The organism is Streptomyces sp. RKND-216 (assembly GCF_004795255.1).
Lineage (GTDB): Bacteria > Actinomycetota > Actinomycetes > Streptomycetales > Streptomycetaceae > Streptomyces > Streptomyces hazeniae.
In genome coordinates this window covers 1,527,504-1,549,768 of the sequence record NZ_SSBQ01000002.1, presented here as the reverse complement: position 1 = coordinate 1,549,768, position 22,265 = coordinate 1,527,504, and the positions used below count along the sequence as shown (strand labels likewise).

The window sequence follows — 22,265 nt, the reverse complement described above, 5'->3', positions numbered from 1 at the left end:
TACGGGGGTGAGCCGGCTCCGATACGGTCCTCCTCATCATGCCGCCTCCGCGGCGCCGACCAGGGCGTACGTCTGCCGGGCGATCTCCAGCTCCTCGTCCGTGGGGACCACGGCCACCGCGACCCGGGCACCCCCGGGCGAGATCAGCCGCGGCTCCCGGGCGCGTACCCCGTTGCGTCCCGGATCCACGGACAGACCCAGCCCTTCCAGCCCCTCCAGGGCCGCCGCCCGCACCTCGGCCGCGTTCTCCCCGACGCCGGCGGTGAACGCCACCGCATCCACCCGGCCGAGCACGGCGTAGTAGGCGCCCACGTACTTCTTCAGCCGGTGCGTGTACACCTCGAAGGCCAGCCGCGCCGCCTCGTCGCCCTCCTCGATCCGGCGGCGGATCTCCCGCATGTCGTTGTCGCCGCAGAGCCCCGTCAGGCCGCTGCGGCGGTTGAGCAGCGTGTCGATCTCGTCCACCGACATGCCCGCCACCCGCGCCAGGTGGAAGATCACCGCCGGGTCGGTGTCGCCGCTGCGGGTGCCCATGACCAGGCCCTCCAGCGGCGTCAGCCCCATCGAGGTCTCCACGCAGACCCCGCCGCGCACCGCCGACGCCGACGCGCCGTTGCCCAGGTGCAGCACGATCACGTTCACCTCGGACGGGTCCCGGCCCAGCAGTTCGGCCGTCCGGCGGGACACGTACGCGTGCGAGGTGCCGTGGAAGCCGTAGCGACGGATGCGGTGCGCGTCGGCGGTCTCCTTCTCGATCGCGTAGCGGGCCGCGGGCTCCGGGATCGTGGTGTGGAACGCGGTGTCGAAGACGGCCACCTGCGGCAGATGCGGGCTGAGCGCCCGCGCGGTGCGGATGCCGGTGAGGTTCGCCGGGGTGTGCAGCGGCGCCAGCGGCACCAGGCGCTCGATCTCCGCCAGCACCGCGTCGTCGATCACCGTGGGCTCGGTGAAGCGGCGCCCGCCGTGCACCACGCGGTGGCCGATCGCTGCCAGTTCCGGGGAGTCCAGGCCCAGCCCGTCCGCCGCCAGCTCCTCCGCGACGGCCTTCAGCGCCGCCTCGTGGTCCGCGATGCGGCCCTCCCGGGTGCGCTCCCCGCCCTCCTGGCCGCATGCGTCCCGCCCCGCGGGCGTGGTGTGCGCGAGCCGCGAGGTCTGCTCCCCGATCCGCTCCACCAGCCCGGACGCGAGCCGCCCCCCGCCCGCCATGTCCAGCAGCTGGTACTTCACGGACGAGGAGCCGGAGTTGAGTACCAGGACGCGCGTCGCCCCCGCGGGGGCCTTGGGGGTGGTGCTCATGCCCGCGCCTCCTTCCCGGCCCGCGCACGGCCGGCAGCCGGTGCCCGTCCGGACTGCGCCTGGATCGCGGTGATGGCCACGGTGTTCACGATGTCGGAGACCAGTGCGCCGCGCGACAGGTCGTTGACCGGCTTGCGCAGCCCCTGGAGCACCGGTCCGACCGCCACCGCGCCGGCTGAACGCTGCACCGCCTTGTAGGTGTTGTTGCCGGTGTTCAGGTCCGGGAAGACCAGCACGGTCGCCCGCCCCGCCACCTCCGAGTCGGGCAGCTTGGTCGCCGCCACCGACGGTTCCACCGCCGCGTCGTACTGGATCGGCCCCTCGATCAGCAGGTCCGGCCGCCGCGACCGGACGAGTTCGGTGGCCCGCCGCACCTTGTCCACCTCCGCACCCGAACCGGAGGTGCCGGTGGAGTACGACAGCATCGCGATCCGCGGCTCCACGCCGAACTGCGCTGCCGTGCCGGCCGACTGCACCGCGATGTCCGCGAGCTGCTCGGCGTCCGGGTCGGGGTTGACCGCGCAGTCGCCGTACGCCAGGACCCGGTCGGACAGGCACATGAAGAACACCGAGGAGACGATGCCCGCCTCCGCCTTCGTCTTGATCACCTCGAAGGCCGGCCGGATGGTCGCCGCCGTCGAGTGCGCCGCGCCGGAGACCATGCCGTCCGCCAGACCCTCGCGCACCATCAGCGTCCCGAAGTACGAGACGTCCGCCACCACGTCGTACGCCAACTCGTACGTCACCCCGCGATGGGCGCGGAGCTTCGCGTACAGCTCGGCGAACCGCTCGCGCAGCGGCGAGGTCTGCGGGTCGACGACGCGGGCGGTGGCCGCGGCGGTGTCCGGCAGTTCGTCGTCCTCCAGCAGCGGCAGGTCGATGCCCAGCTCCGCGGTGCGCCTGCGCACGGCCGTCGGGTCGCCGAGCAGCGTCAGGTCGCACACGTCCCGGCGCAGCAGCACCTCCGCGGCGCGCAGCACCCGCTCCTCGGTGCCCTCCGGCAGCACGACCGCGCGGCGCTGGGCCCGGGCGCGTTCGATCAGCTCGTGCTCGAACATCATCGGCGTGACGCGGGCGCTGCGGACCACCGAGAGCCGCTCGGTGAGGCGCGGGGTGTCCACGTGCCTCTCGAACAGGCCCAGTGCGACCTCCACCTTGCGCGGTGTGGCCGCCGTCAGCCTGCCCTGGAGCCCGAACAGCTCGGCCGCGGTGGGGAACGACCCGTGCGGCACGGCGAGCAGCGGCGTCCCCGGCGCCAGCCGCTCGGCCAGCGCCATCGTCTCCGGTCCGGGCCGCTCGGCGAGGGTGAGCAGCACACCGGCGAGGGCGGGAGAGCCGGCCGAGTGCGCGGCCAGCGAGCCGATGATCAGATCGGCGCGGTCGCCCGAGGTGATGACCAGGCAGCCCTCGGTCAGCGCGGGCAGGAACGTCGGCAGGTGGGCGCCGCCGAACACGAAGTCCCGCACATCGCGGGACAGCCCCGCCGGGTCCCCCAGCAGCACCTCGGCGCCCAGCGTCTCGCGCACCTGGGCCACGGTCGGGGCGGACAGCGCGGGCTCCTCGGGCAGCACGGACACGGGCACCGGCAGGTGTCCGGTCAGGGTGCGGGCGGCTTCCCCCGCCTCGGGGGCCTGCACCCGGTTCGCGATCATCGCGAGGATCTCGCAGCCCAGCGACGCGTACGCGTGGTGGGCGTTGCGCACCTCGGCGACCACAGACTCCCCGGTCTGGCCGTAGCCGCCGACGACCGGGAGCACGGCCGCGCCGAACTCGTTCGCCAGCCGCGCGTTCAGAGCCAGCTCGGCGGGCAGCCCGGTGTCGGCGAAGTCGGTGCCCAGCACGAGAACGGCCTCGTAGCCGGACGCCACCGCGTGGAAGCGGGCGACGAGCCGCGCCACCAGCTCGTCCGTGCCCTTCTCCGCCTGCAGCGCGGCCGCCTCGTCGTGCCCGAGGCCGACGACCGTGCCCGCCGGCTGGGTCAGCCGGTACCGGGCGCGCAGCAGGTCGAAGATCGGGTCCGGGCCGTCGTGCGCCAGCGGACGGAACACCCCGACCCGGTCCACGTGCCGGGTGAGCAGCTCCATCACCCCCAGCTCCACGACCTGACGGCCGTCACCCCGCTCGACGCCGGTCACGTACACACTGCGCGTCACGCGTGCTCTCCCTCGTCGTCCGTGTCGTGCGCCTCGCGGCCGCGCCGGCGCGGGGAACCCTGCTCCTGACAGTGTTGACGGTCTGGACCGCAACCGCACGGCCCGTCGCGCCGGGTGCGTCACGGAGCGACTACCGGACCGTATGCCGGACAGGGATGTGCCCCCTGCGTTCAACTCGTGAAACAATCCCACCGCCCAAGCACCCGACGCTGCCACAGCCGCCAGCGTGATCCAGCGAGCAGGAAGCGAAGCTCATGCGCATCGGAGTCCTCACCGCGGGCGGCGACTGCCCCGGTCTGAACGCCGTGATCCGGTCCGTCGTCCACCGTGCCGTGGCCGACCGGGGCGACCAGGTCATCGGCTTCGAGGACGGCTTCAAGGGCCTCCTCGACGGCCGGTACCGCGAACTCGACCTGGAATCCGTCAGCGGCATCCTGGCACGCGGCGGCACCATCCTCGGCTCCTCGCGGCTGGAGCGCGCCCGGCTCGCCGAGGCGTGCGAGAACTCCGAGGAGCTCATCGCCCGCCTCGCGCTCGACGCCCTCGTCCCCATCGGCGGCGAGGGCACCCTCACCGCCGCGCGGATGCTCGCCGACGCGGGCCTGCCGGTGGTCGGCGTCCCCAAGACGATCGACAACGACATCTCCGCCACCGACCGCACCTTCGGCTTCGACACGGCGGTGGGCGTCGCCACGGAGGCCATGGACCGCCTCAAGACCACCGCCGAGTCGCACCAGCGCGTGATGGTCGTCGAGGTGATGGGCCGCCACGCGGGCTGGATCGCCCTGGAGGCCGGCATGGCCGCCGGTGCGCACGCCATCTGTGTCCCGGAGCGCCCCTTCGAGGTCGACGAACTCGCCAAGATGGTCGAAGAACGCTTCGCGCGCGGCAAGAAGTTCGCCCTCATCTGCGTCGCCGAGGGCGCGCACCCCGCCGAGGGCTCCATGCCGTACGAGAAGGGCGTCATCGACCAGTACGGCCACGAGCGCTTCGCCGGTATCGGCAACCGCCTCGCGATCGAACTGGAGCATCGCGTCGGCAAGGAGGCCAAGCCGGTCATCCTGGGCCACGTCCAGCGTGGCGGCACCCCGACCGCGTACGACCGGGTGCTCGCCACCCGCTTCGGCTGGCACGCCGTGGAGGCCGCCCACCGCGGCGAGTTCGGCCGGATGACGGCGCTGCGCGGCACCGACATCGTGATGGTCCCGCTGGCCGACGGCGTCTCCGAGCTCAAGCGCGTCCCGCAGCACCGCATGGACGAGACCGAAGCCGTCTTCTGATCCGCCACCTGACGGCGGTTACGATCGGCGGATGGGCGGAGAGCGGAACGCGGCGCACCGGATGTTCGAGGCGGACGACGCCTCGCGGCGGCTCGGGATGGAGCTGCTGGAGGCCGGGGACGGTGCCGCGCGGGTGCGGATGACCGTCACCGACGCCATGGTCAACGGGCACGGCATCGCGCACGGAGGGTTCGTGTTCACGCTCGCGGACACCGCGTTCGCCTGCGCCTGCAACAGCCACGGCCCGGTCACCGTCGCGGCGGGCGCGGACATCACGTTCACGACGTCCGCGAAGGAGGGCGACGTGCTCACCGCCGTCGCCACCGAACGCACCCGCTTCGGCCGCAGTGGCGTCTACGACGTCACCGTGCTGCGTGGTGACGAGGTGGTCGCCGAGTTCCGGGGCCGCAGCCGTACGATCCAGCGCACCACCGAGGGTTGATCATGACCGAGCACGTGTTCCCCACCGCCGTCGTCACCGGTGCCGGCAGCGGCATCGGCGCCGCGACCGCACGCCGGCTGGCCGCCGAGGGCCACCATGTGGTGCTGGCCGGGCGCCGCACCGAGCGCATCGAGGCCGTGGCGCGCGAGATCGCCGACGCCGGCGGCAGCGCGGAGGCGCGTGCGCTGGACGTCACCGACCGCGCCGCCGTCCGCGCCTTCGCCGACGCCCTCGGCGACCGCCCGCTGACGCTGCTGGTCAACAACGCGGGCGGGGCGCTCGGCACCGAGCACGTCGACGCCACCGACCCGGACGACTGGCGCACCATGTACGAGGTCAACGTCCTGGGCACGCTGCACGTCACCCAGGCGCTGCTGCCCCGGCTGGAGGCCGCGGAGGGCACGGTGATCGTGCTGTCCTCGACGGCCGCGTTCGTCGCCTACGAGGGCGGGGGCGGCTACGCCGCCGCCAAGCACGGTGAGCACGCGCTGGCCGCCACGCTGCGGCTGGAGCTGTGCGGACGCCCGGTGCGGGTGGTGGAGATCGCGCCGGGCATGGTGCGCACCGACGAGTTCGCGCTCAACCGGATGCGCGGCGACGCCGACCGGGCCGCAGCCGTGTACGACGGCGTGCCGGACCCGCTGACGGCGGAGGACGTCGCGGACACCATCGCGTGGACGGCCTCGCGGCCGCCGCACGTCAACGTCGACCTGCTCGTCGTGCGCCCCCGCGCCCAGGCCGCGCAGCACAAGGTGCACCGCGTCACCGGCTGACCCGCTCCCGCCCCGGAACAGGGTCAGGGCCGGGCGTCCAGCCTGTGCCGCAGCGACCCGTCCGGGCCGTAGACGTCCAGCAGGTAGCCCTCCTGGAGCGGTACGCCCTCCTCGCGCGCCAGGAACCCGGTGAGCGAGGTCTTCAGCTCCTCGAAGGTCGCGGCGTCGTCGGTGCCGTGCGTCCGGACGACGACGAGCGGCGCGTCGCCGGGCCCGTCGGTGACCTCGATGCCGTAGACGTCCGCGGGACCGCCCGCTTCGTGGAAGCGGCCCGCCAGCCGGGCCGCCGCCTCCGGGGCGGCGGTCGTGGTGGCCGTCGGGCCCGCAGGTCGGGAGGAGCGGTCGGACGCCGACGGCTCGTCCGGACCGCAGCCGGAGAGCAGGGTGACGGTCAAAAGGCAGGCCGGGCCCGCCGTGCGCAGTGTCCGGAGCATGTGGATCATCATCCCCGATCCGCGCCGGTGATACCGGCGCGTTCCCAGAACCGCTCCAGGATGCCGTCGAGGAAGTCGGCGGAGAGGGTCGCGGAGTCGTCGGGGCGGCCGGAGCCGGCGCCGCCCCAGTGGAGCGAGCCGGCGGTCGCGGACTGGTAGGCGCGGTGCAGGTCGCGCAGCGCGTCCTCCAGACGGCTCCGCTCCAGGGGCACCAGGTCGGCGACGCGTCCGGCGTAGGACTGCCAGCGCGTGGTGACGGCGGAGCGCAGCAGCTCGGCGAGGTGCGCGGAGCGGCCGGTGAGGTCCAGTGCCGCGTCCGGCGGGAGCCGCAGCGCGCGGGCGAGCGCCGCGGCCTGCCGGTCGTCGCCGTCCCAGTGCCCGGCCTGCTCCATCCGTTCGTAGACCGCCGGGGCCATGCCGATCAGCAGCGCCAGGTCAAAGACGGCCATGCCGGCCGCCATCCGGTGCTGCCGCAGCGTCTGCGGCTCGCCCAGCAGGTCGCCCGGCGCACACCACAACGCGCCCGCCAGCGCCGGGAGTTCGTCGTCGCCGGGGACGCCGTCGCCCTCCTCCCAGGCGAGGACCGTGTGCGGCGGAACGCGTAGCCCGAACGCCGCCCACATGCCGTGTGCGACGTGGGCGGGCGTCATGCCCAGCGCCTGGCGCAGGCGGCGGGCGGCGACCGCGTCGAACGAGCCGACCGGCCGGTACGGGCGGTTCTGTCCCATCCGTCCACCGTAGGAGCAGCCCGGCGCCCCGCCCATCGGTCGTTCCGCCGAACTGCCGCCGGGTGGCGTGTGCCTTCCTCCAGCGGTGCGTGGCCGTTCCGTCAGGCCGTTCCGTCGAGCTGCCGGCGGAGTCCGAGCGGCCGCATGTCGGTCCACACCGCGTCGATGTGGCGCAGGCACTCCTCCCGGTCACCGGTGGTGCCCTCGGCCCGCCACCCGGCCGGGAGGCCGCGGTCCGCGGGCCATACCGAGTACTGCTCCTCGTCGTTGAGAACCACCTGGTAGCCGCGGTGGTCCTGGGTGTCGTCCATCGGTGCGCTCCTTCGTCGTCGAGGGGTGGCGGGCACGGCCCGCCGGGCCGTTGCGGAGGCCGGAGCCGGGATCGGCGGGGTCAGGTCGCGGCGGGCTCCGCCCGCGCCACGTCGGGCAGTTCGTGTTCCAGGTGGCGCACGCGGGGCCGGGCGTAGGCGAAAGCGGCCACCACCAGCAGCAGCGGTCCGGCCAGCAGCAGGATCATGGCGATGCCCGCTCCCGTCCCGGTGGCCGTCTCCCAGGGGGCCGCCCCGGCCAGTGGGCCGCCGACGTGGAGCGCGAGCGGCCCTGCGAGACCGTAGGCCACCGGCTCGGCGGACCAGGCGATCATCCGCCGGACGGCGAAGACGCGCCCCTGGATCTCCGTCGGCGTCTTCTGCTGCCACAGCGTCGGCGTCACCGCGTTGGTCACGGCGTAGCCGCCGAGGATGCCGAAGAGGCCGAGGCCGAGCATCCACAGCGCCGGATGCGCGCCCATGAGCAGCAGCAGGCACCCGTGTAGCAGGGTGACCGCGAAGACGGTGCGCACGAGTCCGCGGGGGAGCCGGACGACGCTCAGCAGCGCGCTGACCACGATCATGCCCACGGCGCCGACAGCGTTCACCACGCCCAGCGCCGAAGGGGCGTGGGCGCCGAGGACGAGGGGCGCCACCAGGACCAGCGACATCTCCATCAGCAGGTTGTTGGCCGCGAAGAAGACGAGCAACCCCAGCAGCCCGGGGCGCTGCCGGATGAAGCGCAGGCCTTCCGCCATCTCCTCGCCCAGCGCCCGGGGCCCGCGCCGGTCGCCGCCGGTGCGCGCCGGCGGCAGGGGCGGCAGCAGCCGGAAGGAGGCGAGCGTGGCGGTGCCGGCGAGGCCGAAGGTGGCCAGGTCGACCAGCAGCAGGCCCTCCAGGCCCACCACGCCGTACAGCGCTCCGGCCAGCAGGTCGCCGAGGACCAGTCCGCCCGCCTCCGCGAGCCCGACCCGCGCGTTGGCCTTGCTCAGATCGTCCTTGCCGACGACCTGGGACACCAGGCTGGAGAAGGCGGGCCACTGGAACGCCTTGCACGCCGAGGCCGCGGCGACCAGCGGGTACAGGTGCCACAGTTCCAGCGCGCCGGCGGAGAGCAGCGCGAGGACGGCGAGCGGCAGCACGGCCGTTCCGAGGTCGCTGACCAGCATGACCCGCCGGCGGTCCCAGCGGTCCACCAGGACGCCCGCGAAGGGGAGCATCAGCAGGCCGGGCAGCGACCCCGCCATCACCAGGGTGGTGAACGCCGTCGGCGAGCCCGTCTCCAGGAACACCCAGACGCCCAGGCCGAAGACGGTCATCGCGGTGCCGATCATGGACGCCGCCTGACCGGCCCAGACCAGGTTGAAGACCCTCACCGGACGTCCTTCCCGTCGTGGCCCTCCGCCGGGGCTCCCGCGCGCTCCGGTGCGCCGCCCAGTGCCTCCGCGACGGACTCGTCCAGCAGCGCGAGGAACCGCGCCAGCCGGAGGCGGAGCGGCTCCGCCTCGAACAGTGCGGTGCTGTACTCCAGCCAGCCGGAGATGCCCTCCGGGGTGTCGTAGCAGCGCAGGTGGAGTTCGTAGCGGCAGGTGCCCCGGTCGAGCGACAGCGGCTCCGCCCGGAGACCGTCGAGCCCGTGGGCGGCGGACGGCACGTTCTGCACCGCGAACATGGCCTGGCACAGCGGAGGGCGGCCCTCGTCGCCGCCACCGTGCTCCTCCGCCAGCGCCTCGAACGGCAGGGCGCGGTGCTCCCACGCGGCCAGGAACGACTCCCGGGCGCGTCCCAGCACGGTACGGAACCCGGGTGTGCCGCGCAGGTCCGCGGGCACCGGGACGATGCCCGCGAACGGGCCCGCCGCCGTCTCCGACTCCGGGTCGTTCCGGTTGGCGACCGGCACCGCCACCAGGAAGCGTTCCGCACCGGACAGTTCGCCCAGCCACCGCTGCACGGCGGCCAGCAGGACCATGAAGACCGTGCAGCCGGTGTCCTCCGCGAGCCGCCGGACGCCGGCGGCCACGCCGGGCGGCAGGGCGAAGTGCTCCACGGCACCCTCCAGCGACCACGCCGCGGGCCGTGGCCGGTCGCACGCCAGCGGGAGCGCCGTGGGCACGGCGCCCAGCAGTTCGGCCCGGTGACGCAGACTCTCCCGGGCGGCGGGGGAGGCCAGATACGCCCGCTCCGCCGCCGCGTGCGCCAGGAAGCCGCCCGGTGCGGGGAGTTCCGGGAGCCGGCCGGCGGCGAACGCGTTGTACAGCAGCGCCAGGTCGTTCTCCAGCACCGACAGCGTCCAGCCGTCGGCGACGATGTGGTGCACCGTCAGCCCCAGGACGTACGTGTCCGCGCCGCAGCGTACGAGCGTGGCGCGGACCGGAGGGCCCTGGGCCAGGTCGAAGGGCTCGCGCAGGTCGGCGGTGGCGGCCTCCTCGGCCGCTGCCACCGGGGCCTTCGCTCCGCGGGTGTCGTGCCGGCGTACGGGTATCAGCGCGGCCGGGACCACCGTCTGCACCGGCCCGTTCCCCTCGTCGGCGAACCGGGTGCGCAGCGCGGCGTGACGGGCGGTCAGCGCGTCGAGAGCGCGGATCAGCGCCACCTCGTCCAGCGGGCCGTGCACCCGGGCGTGGAAGCCGATGTGGTAGGCGGCCGTGCCGGGTTCGCGCTGCTGGTGCCGCCACACGAACTCCTGCCCCGCGGTGAGGGCGTACGGCCCTGTTTCCGGCGCGGCCGCGCCGGGCTCGGCCGGGACGGGTGCGGAACGCGCGACGCCGGACGGCGCCGCCCCGGACGCGTCCAGCCAGGCGGCCAGCGCCGCCACCGTCCGCAGGTCCAGCACCTGCCGCAGGGGCACCGCCCGGCCGTCCGCCGGACGCGGCAGCCGGGCCGCCAACTGCGCGGCGAGGAGGGAGTGTCCACCGCGCGCGAAGAAGTCGTCCTCCCGGCCGACGGGCCGTGACCCGACGCGTTCGGCGCCCAGCACCTCGGTGAAGGCGGCGGCGACCGCACGCTCGGTGGCGGACCGCGGCGGACCGGCCGGGGCGGCGACCGGCTCGTCGGGAAGCGCCGCGACCGCCTTCCGGTCCAGTTTGCCGTTCGCGGTCCGCGGCAGTGCCGGCACCCGGCGGAACACCTCCGGCACCTGCTGTTCGGGCAGCAGGGCGAGAAGCCCGCTCCGCAGGGCCTGCGGGTCGAGCGTGCCGGGTGCGACGCAGGCCAGCAGCCGGTCCGGTCGCCCGGTCGCCGCGCTCCGTACCGCGACGACGGCGGCTTCCGCGACGCCCGGCAGAGTACGCAGCACGCGTTCCACGGCGGCCGGTTCGACGCGCTGGCCGCGGATCTTCACCTGGTCGTCGTTGCGGCCCAGGAACGTGAGCGTGCCGTCGGCCTCCCTCCGTGCCAGGTCACCGGTCCGGTACGCGCGTGCACCCGGCTCCCCGGAGAACGGTTCCGGCACGAAGCGGTCGGCGGTGAGTCCGGGCTGCCCGTGATACCCGTCGGCCAGCCGAGCCCCGCCGATCCATACCTCACCGGGAACCCCGACGGGAGCGAGCTCGCCGTACGGGTCGACGACCCACAGCCGGGCACCGGCCACCGGAGGACCGATCGGCACCGGACCGGCCGCGCCCTCCCCGGGCGGGACGGGCATGCAGGTGGTCGTCATGGTGCCTTCGGTGGGACCGTACTGGTCGACGACCGAGGGCCGCCCGGTGAAGGCCGCCCCCGCCCGCGCGCAGTCGGCGGTGTCCAGGGGCTCTCCCGCGGTCAGCACCAGCCGCAGCCGCGCCCCGGGCCGGGACCCGGCGGACCTCCGGGCCTCGGCTGCGGAGAGCAGCGCCCGCAACAGCGTGGGCACCACGCTCAGCAGGCAGGTCGCACCGTGCCGGTCGAGCGCCGTGACGAGCGCCTCCGGGTCGGCGGCCTGGTCGTCGTCCGGCAGCACCACCCGGGCTCCGGTCGTGAGCGGACCGAGCAGGTCGCGCACCGAGGCGTCGAAGGACAGCCCGGCGAGCTGCAGGACGGTGTCCTCCGTCCCGAGCCCGAAGCGGTCCCCGAGGTAGTCCCGCAGGTACGCGGCGGCCGCGCCGTGCGAGGTCCGCACGCCCTTGGGGCGGCCGGTGGAGCCGGAGGTGTAGGCGAGGTAGGCGAGGGCTCCGGGCGGCACCCGCCCGGCCGTCTGCGGCACCGGTGCCTCCCCGGCGTCGTCGGAGGAGTCACCGGCCGCGTCGTCGTCTCCCAGGACGAGGGCCGGTGGTCCGGCGCTGTCGAAGGCGTCCGCCCAGGGACGGTCGGTGACCAGCAGTCCGGCGCCGCTGTCCGCCAGCAACTCCCGCAGCCGCCGCTGGGGATGACGGGGGTCCACCGCCACGTACGCCGCTCCGGTCAGCAGCACGGCCAGCACGGCCACGGGCTGCTGCACGCCCCGCCCGAGGCCGATGCCGACCAGCGAGCCGGGCCGTACGCCGTGTGCCGTGAGCCGCCCGGCGAGGCGGCAGGCCCGTGCGCCCAGCCGGCGGTAGGTCAGCGCCTCCTCGCCGGACACGACGGCGGTCGCGTCGGGGGTCCGGGCGATCTGGTCGAGGACCATGCCGTGCAGGGTGCCTGGCCGGCTCCGGTACGGCTCGGGCGTGCCGGGCGCCAGCGCCCGCCGTTCGCCGGGGGAGATGAGGGACAGGGTGCCGAGCCGGGCCGAGGGCGAGGCCGTTCCCCGGTCGAGCAGTGTCAGCAGGTGTCCGGCCATCCGCGCGACGCGCCCGGGGTCGAGGACGTCGGCCCGGTGGACGAGCCAGCCGGCCAGACCCTTCCGGTCGTCCTCCTCCAGGAACAGGGCGAGGTCGGCCTTGGCATGGTCGGGGGTGAACGGTTCCGGCACGAGGCGGACGCCGTCGGCGAAGGGCAGGGAGCCGACCGTGACCGGGTCCATCGACACGCTGTGGCGGGTGAGTTCCCGGCCGTCGAGGCCGGCCGCGTCCACCACCTCGTCGAACGGCAGCAGCCGGTGCTCCCAGGCGTCCAGCACGACGTCCCGGACCTCGCGCACCAGGTGGCGAAAGGTCCACTGCTCCCGGACCGGCAACCGCAGCGCCACCGTGTTGAGCAACAGGCCGACCACTCGCGCCAGTTCGGGCCGTTCGCGGTCGGCCACCGGCAGGGTGAGTGTCACCTCACCGGTGCCGCAGTGGCGGGCGAGCAGCGCCGCGTAGGCGGACAGCAGCACGACGAACGGCGTGCAGTGCTCCTGGTCGGCGAGTTCCCGTACCCGGGCGCACGGACCGTCGGGCAGCGTGAACCGGTGCGCCGACCCGGCGGAGCCCGCCCCTCCCGTGGACCGTGGGCGGTCCGCGGGGAGGTCCTGGCCGGACGCCCCGGTCAGGCGCTCGCGCCAGTGGTCCGCCTCCGCCGCCCTGACCTCGTCGCTCAGGACGTGGCGCTGCCAGGTCGCGTAGTCCCCGGCACCGAGCGTCCTCCCCGCGGCCGGCGACGCGGAGCGCCCACCACGGTAGGCGGCGGCCAGATCCTCCATCAGGACGCGGGCCGACCAGCCGTCGGCGATCACGTGGTGCACCGTCAACGCCAGGACCGCCTCCTCGTCGGCGATCCGGACGACGGCCGCGCGGGCCAGCGGCCCCCGGCCCAGGTCGAACCGCGTGCCGCTCTCCCCGGTCAGGACCTCGTGGAGCGCGGTGTCACGGTCCGCGCTGCCGCGATCCCGCAGGTCCACGGTGCGCAGCGGCAGTTCGACGTGGTCGGCGACCTCGCGTACGGGCCTGCCGTCGACGCCGGGGAAGGACGTGCGCAACGCCTCGTGCGCGCGGGGAAGCGACCGCAGGGCGTCCCGCAGCGCGCTCAGGTCGACGGGACCGTGCAGGCGGCACACCACGGGCAGGTTGTAGGCCGGGTCCCCCGGATCGAGCTGGTCGGCGAACCAGATCCGCGCCTCGGCCGCGGAGACCTCCCGAGCCCCCGGGGGACGGCGGACGACGCGGGCGCGGCCGGGAGGTTCCGCCGCAGGGCCGCCCGGGTCCCGGCGGTGATGCCCCGAGGCGCTGTCCTCGGGGGCGGTCGCGGCGTCCGCCGTTTCCGCGAGCCGCTCCGCGAAGCCGGCCACGGTTGGCGCCTCGAAGAGCAGCCGCAACGGCACCTGCCGGTCGAGCCGTTCCCGTACCGCGAAGACGGCCTGCACGGCGAGCAGGGAGTGGCCGCCCAGGTGGAAGAACCCGTCGTGGCGGCCGACTTCGCCGGTCGCGAGCCCCAGCGTCTCGGCCCAGATCGCAGCGAGGCGCCGCTCCACGTCGCCGGACGGCGGCTCGTGGGGCGCGTCGCCGGACAGCCGGCTCTCCCGACCGGTCGCCCCGGCGCCCGGTCCCGCGCCGCCTCGGACGGCCTCCGGCGCCGGCAGGTTGCGGCGGTCCACCTTGCCGCTCGGCAGCTGCGGGAAGGCGTCCAGGACGACGAAGGCCGCGGGCATCATGTAGGCGGGAAGTCTCCGGGTCAGAGCGCCGCGCAGCTCCCGGGCGGTCGGTGCGGCCGCCGTCCCCGGCAGGACGTAGGCGACCAGCCGCGGCCCGTCGGGGCCGTCGTTCCGGGCCGTGACGACCGCCTGGTTCACCGAGGGGTGCTCGCCGAGGACCGCCTCGATCTCGCCCAGCTCGATGCGGGTGCCCCGGATCTTCACCTGCCGGTCGGCGCGGCCCAGATACTCCAGACCGCCGTCCTCCCGGCGCCGCACCAGGTCCCCGGTGCGGTACAGCCGGCTGCCGGGCGGCCCGAACGGGTCCGGCACGAAGTGGTCGGCGGTCAGCCCGGGCCGTCCCAGGTAGCCGCGGGCGAGCTGGACGCCGCCGACGTACAGCATGCCGGGCAGGCCGACCGGCTGCGGGTTCAGCTCCGCGTCCAGCACGTGGCAGCGGGTGTTGTCCACCGGGTGGCCGATCGCGATGCGCGGATCGGCGGGGAGGCAGCGGGCGGCGGTCACGTTGACGGCGGTCTCGGTCGGCCCGTACGCGTTGAACAGCTCGGCGTCGAGCGTGTCCAGGCACCGCGCCGCAAGTTCTGGCGGCAGCGGCTCTCCGGCGCTCTTGACCACCCGAAGAGCCGGCAGCGGCACGTCTCCGCCGTGTTCGAGCAGGGCCGCGAGCATGGTCGGTACGAAGCGGACGTAGCTGACCCGTTCCTGGGCCATGACCGTGCGCAGGTACTCCGGGTCGCGGTGTCCCGCCGGGTCGGCGACGACCAGCCGTGCCCCGGACGCCAGCGTGGCGAAGACCTCGACCACCGAGTCGTCGAAGGTGATGTTGGTCTTCAGCAGCACCGCTTCGCCCGGACCGAGCCCGAACCGGTCGATCTGCCAGCGGATCTGGTTGTGCGCGGCCCGGTGGCCGACCATGACGCCCTTGGGGCGGCCGGTCGATCCGGAGGTGTAGAAAACGTAGGCGAGCTGGTCGGGCAGGGCGCCGGGAAGGTCCCACACGCCGGGGTGGGCGGCGATCCGTTCGGCGTCCGCGTCGACGGCCACTGCCGCGCAGTCCGCTCGCCGCACCGCGCAGTCCGGCGAAGAGGCGTGCGCCGCGGTGGTCACCACCAGGCGGGCGCCGGCGTCCTGAAGGACGGAGGCGTTCCGTTCGGCGGGGTGCGCGGGGTCCAGCGGCAGATAGGGCGCACCGGCGCGCACCACCGCGACGATCGCGACGACCAGGTCGAAGGACCTCTCCAGCAGCACGCCGACCGGTTGCTCCGGCCCGGCGCCCAGCGCACGCAGGTGGTGGGCCAGCCGGTTCGCGCGCCGGTCGAAGTCCTGGTAGGTCAGGTGCGCGCCGTCCATGCTCAACGCGACCGCGGCCCCGTTGGCCGCGGCCCGCTGCGCGATCATGGCGGCCAGGTCGACCGGCCCGGGATGGTCGCGCACCTCTCCGGTGGCGTCCCGCAGCGCCTCCCGTAGCTCACCCTCCGTCGCCAGGGCGGGGGCGCCGACGGCGAGGCCGGGCCGGGCGACGAGGGAGCGGGCGAGCGTCAGGTAGTGCCCGAGCATGCGGGCGGCACTCGCCTCGTCCCACAACTCCCGGTCGTACTCCAGCTCCAGCTCCCAGCCGCCGGGCTGCTCGCTCACCTCCAGCGTGAGGTCGAACTTCGCGGTGGCCGGGTCCTCGCGCGGCACCGGCCGCGCCCGTACGCCGCCCGTCTCCGCCGTACCGGAGTCCGCGGTGTTCCACACAAACATCACCTGGAACAGCGGGGTGTGGGCGAGGCTCGGCTCGACGCCGACCTCCTCGACCACGTGGTGGAACGGCACGTCCTGGTGGGAGAAGGCCGCGGCGGCGTCCTCCCGTACCGCCTCCAGCAGTTCGCGGAAGGTCAGCCCCGGCCGGAAACCCGCCCGCAGCACCACGGTGTTGACGAACAGGCCGATCAACGGCCCCGCGTGGGCGGCGCCACGGCCGGCCACCGGCGTGCCGACCAGCACGTCCGGCTGTCCCGTGTAGCGGTGCAGCAGGGCGTGGAAGCAGGCCGCCAGCACCATGAACGGTGTCGCGGACGTCTCCCTGGCCAGCGCCCGCACGGCGGCGACCAGGTCCGGGTCCACCGCGGAGCGGACCACACCGCCGGGACGGGTCGGTCGCCCCGGGCGCGGGCGGTCGGCGGGCAGTTCGAGGGCGGGCGGGCGGTCGCCCAGCCGCGCCCGCCAGAAGTCCAGCTGGCGGCGGTAGGCGCCCGCGTCGAGGCGGCGGCGGAACCAGGCGGCATGGTCGGCGTACCGGACCGGGGGCCCGGCGGGGTGGTCGCCCCGGCCGAGTTCGGCCGCGTAGCCCTCCAGCATTTCCCGCCGGAACACGTCGACCGACATGCCGTCGAAGGCGATGTGGTGCACGCTCAGCATCAACTCGTGGGCCGAGGCGCCCGTACGGACGAGCAGCGCGCGCCACACCGGCCCCCGGCGCAGGTCGAACGGCCGGTGGAACTCCGCCTCCCGCAGCGCGCGGAGAGCCGCTTCGGCCTCGGTGGCGGAGGCTTCCCCGGAGCTCTCCCCGTCGGCTGCGAGGGCGGTGCGGCGGAGGACGAACGACGGCTCGTGCGGGACGAGCATCTCCCTGCCGTCCCGCCGGACGTACGTGCTGCGCAGCACCTCGTGCCGCCGCTCGATGCCGCGCAGCGCGCGTTCCAGGGCGTCAGGGTCCAGCGGGCCTTCCAGCCGCAGGCCGAAGCCCATGTGGTATGCGGTGCCGTCCGGATCGAGTTCCTGGAGGAACAGTATGCGTTCCTGCTGCGGCGCCGCGGGTACCGGGCCTTCGCCCCGGGAGAGCGTGCGGCGTTCGCGGCTGCGGCCTGCCCGCGCCAGCCGTTCCGCCAGCAGCGCCCGGGTACGGTCCGCGTGGTCCGGTCCGGGCCCGGGATTTTGGTCCGGCCGCCCGGTGTCCTGGTCCGGCCCGGGAAGGCTCGTGGTCACCGGTCCTCGCCCCCGCCCGCCTCGATCTGGGCGATCAGTGCCTTCTCGACGACGTCGGAGAAGGCGGAGAGGGTCTGGCTCTCCAGGAGTTCCAGCAGCGGGATCTCCACCTCCAGGTCGGCCTGGAGATGGGCCATCACCTGGGTGATGAGCAGCGAATGGCCGCCGAGGTCGAAGAAGTTGTCCTCGGCGCCGATCTCGTCCACCTCGAGGACCTCGGCCCAGATCTCCGCGACCGCCTCCGCCACGGGGGTGCCCGGCGGCCGGTAGGGCGGGCGACCGCCGTCCTCGGCCGTGGGCGAGGGCAGTGCGTCCCGGTCCAGCTTGCCGTTGGCGGTGACCGGCAGCGCGTCCAGCACCAGAACCCGCGCGGGCACCATGTGGGCGGGCACCCGGAGGGCGAGCGCGGCGCGCAGTTCGCCGGTGTCGAGCCGGGCACCGGGCCGCGGCACCGCGTACGCCACGAGGTGCGCGGCGGCGGCCTCGCCGTGCACCACGGCGACGGCGGACGCGACCCCGGGCAGGTCGGCGAGCGCGGTCTCGATCTCGCCCAGCTCCACGCGGAAGCCGCGGATCTTCACCTGGTGGTCCTGACGGCCGAGGAACTCGATCGTCCCGTCCGGCCCGAACCGGGCCCGGTCCCCGGTGCGGTACATCCGGCCGGGTTCCGCGGTGAACGGGTCGGGCACGAACTTGGCGGCGGTGAGCCGCGGGTCGCCCAGGTAGCCCTCGGCGAGGCAGGCGCCGCCGATGTACAGGTCTCCGGGGGCGCCGACGGGGGACGGGTTCCGTGCGGCGTCCAGGACGTAGTAGCGGGCGTTGTCGATGGGCCGGCCGTACGGGATGCTCCGCCAGGCCGGGTCCACCCGGTCGACGCGGTGGTGGTTGGACCAGACGGCGGCTTCGGTGGCGCCGCCGAGCGCGACGATCTCGGGGCCGGCGAAAGCGGATCGGACGGCGTCGGGCAGGGGCAGCGGTATCCAGTCGCCGCTGAGGAAGACCAGGCGCAGCGAGTGCTCGGCCGCCGTGTCGCGCAGCGTCAGGAACGGCACCAGCTGCTGGAGCGCGGCGGGGGCGGAGTCCCAGAAGGTGACCGGCTCGTCGTCCAGGAGTGCCAGCAGCCGCTGCGGGTCGCGTACGTCCTCCTCGGCCGCCACGCGGATGCTGCCACCGGCGGCGAGCAGCCCGAAGACGTCGTAGACGGACAGGTCGAAGCTCAGCGAGGCGACGAACAGCACCTGATCGTCCGGACCGACCCCGTAGGTGTCGTTGACCCACCGGATGAGGTTGACGACCGGCGCGTGCGTCATCAGTACGCCCTTGGGCGTGCCGGTCGAGCCCGAGGTGAAGATCGTGTAGGCCGCGTCCTCGGGCCTGCACCGGTCGGGCGCCGGGGAGTCCGGCGGCACGTCGGCCAGGGCCCAGCCGGTCGCGGGCCCGCCCGGCGCGGTGGCGGGGGCGGGCCCGTTCCCGCCGAGCCACAGCACCTCGCACAGCTCCGGCAGATCCCGGCAGCGGTCCACCACTTCGGGCACCGCGTCGTGGTCGGTGAGCACCACCGGCGCGGCCAGGGCGCCGACCAGTTCGCGGAAACGTTCCGCGGGCAGGTGCGGGTCGACGGGGGCGTAGGCGGCCCCGGACTTGAGTACGCCCAGGAGTGCCACGACGGAACGCACCGTGCGGCGCAGGCTCAGGGCCACCATGTCGCCGGTGCCCACACCGGCCGCCGCCAGGCGGGCCGCCAGCCGGTCGGCGGCCGCGTCCAGTTCCGCGTAGTCGAGGCGTTCCCCGCCCTGCACCACGGCGAGCGCGTGCGGGGTCCGGGCGGCCTGGGCCTCGAACAGTTCGTGCAGGCACCGGGCGGGACCGCGTGCGGTGTCTGTCGCGTTCCACGCGTGCACCACTGTGTCGAACTCCTCCGGGGGGAGGACGAGGAGTTCGCCGAGCAGCGCCCCGGCGGAGGTGGCCGCATCGGCCAGGGTGCCCGTCATCCGGTCCAGGTGGGCGAGCAGCCGGTGCGCGTGGTCGTCGGTCAGGGTGCCCGGGAGGTGGTCGAGCAGCAGCCCCGCCTCCTCGTCGCCGAACCGGGCCGTCACGACGACGCCGTCCGGGCCGGCCGGCGTCGCGGCCGGGCCGGTGCGGGTGCAGACGACCGAGGTGGCGAGGAGCGGTACGTCACCGCGCAGGTCGGCGCAGGCCGCGAGCTGGGCGAGCGTCGGTCCGGCGTGCCGGCGGCCGGACTCCTCCGCCTCCCGGACTGCTTCCAGGTAGGCGCCCACGCCCTGCTCCGGGCCGGTGTCCAGGCGTACCGGGACCGGTGCTCCGTCCGGGGCGCTGCCGGTGGTCACGCCGAACAGCACGTCCCGCTCGCCCGCGTGCGCCGCCAGCACCAGACCCCAGGACGCGGTCACCAGCCGTTCGGCGGTCGTGCCGGCGGCCTCGGCCGCGCGGTCGAGCTCGGCGACCCGCCCGGGCGTCCAGGGCAGCGACGTCCGGGCGCGGTCGTTCCCGGAGCCGGGCCCGTCCGGGACCGGGAGGCGGGACCAGCCGCCGGGGGCGGTGGGCTGCGCGAAGCCGGCCAGTCTCTCCCGCCAGTGCCGCAGTGCTGTCTCCGATTCCACCGTGTACTCCTCTATCGGCTGAGCAGGGTCGTGAGTTGTGTGGCGATGGCCAGCAGGGGGTCGATGACGGTCGTTGCGCCGCCGTTCCTGCGCTGCCACCGCGACAGCAGATGCAGTTCGGTGCACCCGGCGATCAGGCCCGCGCAGCCGTGCTGGTGGGCGAGCACGCGGAAACGGTCCGCCAGGGTGGCGGTCAGCGGCTCCGCCTTGAGGCGGTAGAGCAGCCCGTGCAGCTCCCGCTGCACGTCCGGCTCCGGAAGGACGACCCGGTGCGCCGACTCCGGCCAGCGCGGTGCGCGCTGGAAGATCCCCGCTTCCCGGGTGCCGTCGGTGGCCACGAGCAGGTAGCGCGCGCCTGTGGGGGTCGCAGCCAGCTCGTCGAGGGTCGTGGAGACCAGCGAGATCAGCCGTCGCCGGTGCTCGGGTTCCAGCGCGCCGACGAAGTGGTGCGCCGTCACGCAGGCGACGACCACCCGCGTGGCCCCCATGTCCAGCAGCCCGCCGACGCCGCGGCGCAACCGGTCGGCCCACGCGGCCTCCCCACGGCTGCGGATGGTGTCCGTGCGGTCGGGGAAGCCCGGGTCGGAGTCGAGCAGGCAGCGCGGCAGCGTCTGCTCCGCCGCCGCGCCGGCCCGTTCCACGGCCGTCTCGTAGACGGTCTGCAGGAACGCGGCGGAGGCCAGCGGCCCCATGCCGCCGAGGATCCCCAGGACCGGCCCCGTCGCCTCGCCCCCGCCCCCGCGGCCGGCGGCGGGGGTCGCGCCGGGCCGGCCGTGCGCCGTGGACGGCCGGGAGCCGGGCAGGAGGGGCAGCCGGGCTGTCACCAGGTCTTCAGTCCGCCCGCGCCGTACAGCTTCCGCGTGAGCTTCCGCTGGATCTTGCCACTGGTGGTCCGGGGAAGACCGCCGGGCCGGAGCAGGACGACGGCCGAGACGCCGACGTGGTGGTCCTCCACCAGCCGACGCACCACGGCCCGCGTGACCTCGTCGGCCGTCACCTCGTCTGCGGCGGAGGGCTGTTCGCCGGCGGGCAGGACGCGCCGGTCGCCGCGCGTCTCGACCGCGAGCACGACGCGCGGCACGTCCGGGTCCGGGTCGGGGAAGGCTGCGCACTTGCCGCCGGCCAGGGCCGGGTGGCTGTCGGCGGCGGTGCCCTCCAGGTCCTGGGGGAAGTGGTTCCTGCCGTCGATGATGATCAGGTCGTCCGCTCGCCCCGCCACGAACAGCTCGCCCCCGGAGAGGAATCCGAGGTCTCCGGTGCGCAGGAAGGTCCGGTCGGTGCCCGCCAGCCGGGCGCCGAAGCGCTCCTGGGACGCCTCCGGGTTCTGCCAGTAGCCGAGGCCGATGCTGTCGCCGGACACCCAGATCTCGCCGAGGTGCTCCGGGGGGCGTTCGCGCAGCGTCTGCGGGTCGACGATGCGCAGGTCGTGATGCTCCGGGACGCGTCCGCAGGAGACCAGCCGCCGCCCGGCGCCGTCGCGCGCCGGCGTCACGCGCCCGGACAGCTCCAGCACCTCGGGGTCGATGTCGAGGACGCGCGCCTCGCCCGCGCCGCGGCCGCCGCTCAGGTACACGGTGGCTTCGGCCATGCCGTAGCAGGGGAGGTGCGCGGACGGGTCGAAGCCCACCGCCCGGAACCGTTCGGTGAAGGCATGCAGCGACTCCCAGCGCACCGGTTCCGCGCCGTTGAGCGCGAGCTTCCAGCTGCTCAGGTCGAGCGCCGCCACCTCCTCGTCCTTCATCTTCCGGGCGCACATGCCGTAGGCGAAGTCGGGCCCGCTGGCCACGGCGGCGCGGTAGCGGCTGATGGTCTCCAGCCAGAGCGCCGGGCGCAGCAGGAACGCGGCGGGCGGCATCAGCACGGTGCGCCCGCCGGCGAACAGGGGGATGAGCAGCTGGGAGAGGCCCATGTCGTGGAAGAGCGGCAGCCAGCTCACGAACCGGAAGTCCTGGACGGGGGCGGTGTCCACGCCGAAGCCGTCGGCCGACCGCAGGGCGCCGCACACCGCGGCCAGGTTCTCCATGATGTTGTGGTGGGTGAGCACCACGCCCTTGGGCGCGCTGGTCGAACCGGAGGTGTACTGCAGGAACGCGAGGGTCTTCGGGGTGACACCCGGGTCCCGCCAGTCGTCCGCGAGCGCAGTCTCCAGCCCGGCGACGGCGAGGCGTTCGACGTCACCGAGGACGTCCGCCTCCGCATTGCCGGCGAAGTCCGCCGTGGTCAGCACCACGGCGGGCCCGGCGTCCTCGACCAGCAGGCGGAGCCGGTCGAGTTGGCGCCGGAAGCCCCGTGACGGTTCCGGGAGGGGGACCGGGACGGCGACGATCCCCGCGTAGAGGCAGCCGAAGAAGGCCGCCGCGAAGTCGACACCCGTGGGGAGCGCCACCAGGGCGCGGTCCCCGGGGGCCGCCCGCCGGAGCAGGGCGGCGGCGACGGTCCGCGCCCGGCGGTCGAGGTCCGCGTAGGTGGCCTCCTCCGTCTCCTCGCCGCGCAGGCCGAGCACCGTGCAGGCGACGTCGTCCGGTCGCTGCCGCGCGTGTGCGCGCAGCACCGCGACGAGGGTGTCCCGGCCCGGCCGTCGGTACGCCGGATGACGGCGCAGCGGGGTCGGCGCGGGTCCGGACCACGTCCGCGCGACGTGGTCCAGGCAGGCCTCCTCGGTGCCGTCGAAGCCCGCGTCGTGCCAGCCCGCAGGGCGGGCACGGGTGGCGGGGTGGACCGAGTACCGGCCCGCGTGGTCGACCACGACGCGGTGGGTCGGTGCGGTCAGCACATCGCTGTCCGGCATGGGGGT

At 74.9% G+C, this 22,265-nt stretch carries 13 protein-coding genes; 3 read left to right on the top strand and 10 right to left on the bottom strand.

Going from position 1 to position 22,265, the window contains the following annotated elements; genetic code table 11:
• Positions 1 to 36: 36 nt before the first annotated feature.
• Together E4198_RS06525 and pta are read right to left on the bottom strand one after the other, a co-directional pair.
• Positions 37 to 1,296 (bottom strand): acetate kinase, encoded by a 1,260-nt coding sequence (locus E4198_RS06525; protein WP_136182338.1) that lies wholly within the window; start codon positions 1,294 to 1,296, stop codon positions 37 to 39.
• Positions 1,293 to 3,449 carry a phosphate acetyltransferase gene (gene pta, locus E4198_RS06520; protein ID WP_136182337.1) on the bottom strand — a complete coding sequence of 719 codons (2,157 nt, stop codon included), beginning with the start codon at positions 3,447 to 3,449 and terminating at the stop codon, positions 1,293 to 1,295. The genes E4198_RS06525 and pta overlap by 4 nt, the downstream gene beginning before the upstream one ends.
• Before the next feature lie 254 nt (positions 3,450 to 3,703).
• Between pta and E4198_RS06515 the strand changes: the two genes are divergently transcribed.
• The 3 genes from E4198_RS06515 to E4198_RS06505 are packed head-to-tail and all read left to right on the top strand — an operon-like array spanning position 3,704 to position 5,944.
• Complete coding sequence (locus tag E4198_RS06515; protein WP_136182336.1) at positions 3,704 to 4,729, top strand: ATP-dependent 6-phosphofructokinase; 1,026 nt, start codon at positions 3,704 to 3,706, stop codon at positions 4,727 to 4,729.
• 31 nt (positions 4,730 to 4,760) lie between these two features.
• Positions 4,761 to 5,171 carry a hydroxyphenylacetyl-CoA thioesterase PaaI gene (gene paaI / locus E4198_RS06510; protein WP_136182335.1) on the top strand — a complete coding sequence of 137 codons (411 nt, stop codon included), beginning with the start codon at positions 4,761 to 4,763 and terminating at the stop codon, positions 5,169 to 5,171.
• A 2-nt stretch (positions 5,172 to 5,173) separates the two neighbouring features.
• Positions 5,174 to 5,944, top strand: a complete 771-nt coding sequence (locus E4198_RS06505) for an SDR family oxidoreductase (RefSeq protein ID WP_136182334.1) — start codon at positions 5,174 to 5,176, stop codon at positions 5,942 to 5,944.
• Positions 5,945 to 5,967: 23 nt separating this feature from the next.
• Here the strand turns inward: E4198_RS06505 and E4198_RS06500 are convergent, their stop codons facing one another.
• The 8 genes from E4198_RS06500 to E4198_RS06465 form a co-directional block, all read right to left on the bottom strand.
• Positions 5,968 to 6,378, bottom strand: coding sequence for a hypothetical protein (locus tag E4198_RS06500; protein WP_136182333.1), 411 nt, complete (start codon positions 6,376 to 6,378; stop codon positions 5,968 to 5,970).
• Between the two features lie 8 nt (positions 6,379 to 6,386).
• Positions 6,387 to 7,106: a helix-turn-helix transcriptional regulator gene (locus E4198_RS06495; RefSeq protein WP_136182332.1), complete on the bottom strand. Its 720-nt coding sequence runs from the start codon at positions 7,104 to 7,106 to the stop codon at positions 6,387 to 6,389.
• Between the two features lie 101 nt (positions 7,107 to 7,207).
• Positions 7,208 to 7,417 (bottom strand): MbtH family NRPS accessory protein, encoded by a 210-nt coding sequence (locus E4198_RS06490; protein WP_136182331.1) that lies wholly within the window; start codon positions 7,415 to 7,417, stop codon positions 7,208 to 7,210.
• Positions 7,418 to 7,497: 80 nt separating this feature from the next.
• Positions 7,498 to 8,790, bottom strand: coding sequence for an MFS transporter (locus E4198_RS06485; protein ID WP_136182330.1), 1,293 nt, complete (start codon positions 8,788 to 8,790; stop codon positions 7,498 to 7,500).
• Positions 8,787 to 16,850 carry a non-ribosomal peptide synthetase gene (locus tag E4198_RS06480; protein ID WP_136182329.1) on the bottom strand — a complete coding sequence of 2,688 codons (8,064 nt, stop codon included), beginning with the start codon at positions 16,848 to 16,850 and terminating at the stop codon, positions 8,787 to 8,789. The genes E4198_RS06485 and E4198_RS06480 overlap by 4 nt, the downstream gene beginning before the upstream one ends.
• Complete coding sequence (locus E4198_RS06475; RefSeq protein WP_136182328.1) at positions 16,847 to 19,471, bottom strand: amino acid adenylation domain-containing protein; 2,625 nt, start codon at positions 19,469 to 19,471, stop codon at positions 16,847 to 16,849. Before E4198_RS06475 ends, E4198_RS06480 begins: the two co-directional genes overlap by 4 nt.
• 11 nt (positions 19,472 to 19,482) lie before the next feature.
• Complete coding sequence (locus E4198_RS06470; protein WP_136182327.1) at positions 19,483 to 20,295, bottom strand: aspartate/glutamate racemase family protein; 813 nt, start codon at positions 20,293 to 20,295, stop codon at positions 19,483 to 19,485.
• The gene (locus tag E4198_RS06465; protein ID WP_136182326.1) at positions 20,292 to 22,259 is read right to left on the bottom strand and encodes an AMP-binding protein; all 1,968 of its coding nucleotides are present in this window, start codon (positions 22,257 to 22,259) and stop codon (positions 20,292 to 20,294) included. The genes E4198_RS06470 and E4198_RS06465 overlap by 4 nt, the downstream gene beginning before the upstream one ends.
• Positions 22,260 to 22,265: the final 6 nt, after the last annotated feature.

Bases quoted from the DNA above. Each gene is read 5' to 3' on its own strand.
- paaI (WP_136182335.1), top strand. From the start codon at position 4,761: ATGGGCGGAGAGCGGAACGCGGCGCACCGGATGTTCGAGGCGGACGAC.
- E4198_RS06490 (WP_136182331.1), bottom strand. From the start codon at position 7,417: ATGGACGACACCCAGGACCACCGCGGCTACCAGGTGGTTCTCAACGAC.
- E4198_RS06525 (WP_136182338.1), bottom strand. From the start codon at position 1,296: ATGAGCACCACCCCCAAGGCCCCCGCGGGGGCGACGCGCGTCCTGGTA.
- E4198_RS06465 (WP_136182326.1), bottom strand. From the start codon at position 22,259: ATGCCGGACAGCGATGTGCTGACCGCACCGACCCACCGCGTCGTGGTC.
- E4198_RS06515 (WP_136182336.1), top strand. From the start codon at position 3,704: ATGCGCATCGGAGTCCTCACCGCGGGCGGCGACTGCCCCGGTCTGAAC.
- E4198_RS06500 (WP_136182333.1), bottom strand. From the start codon at position 6,378: ATGCTCCGGACACTGCGCACGGCGGGCCCGGCCTGCCTTTTGACCGTC.
- E4198_RS06505 (WP_136182334.1), top strand. From the start codon at position 5,174: ATGACCGAGCACGTGTTCCCCACCGCCGTCGTCACCGGTGCCGGCAGC.
- E4198_RS06495 (WP_136182332.1), bottom strand. From the start codon at position 7,106: ATGGGACAGAACCGCCCGTACCGGCCGGTCGGCTCGTTCGACGCGGTC.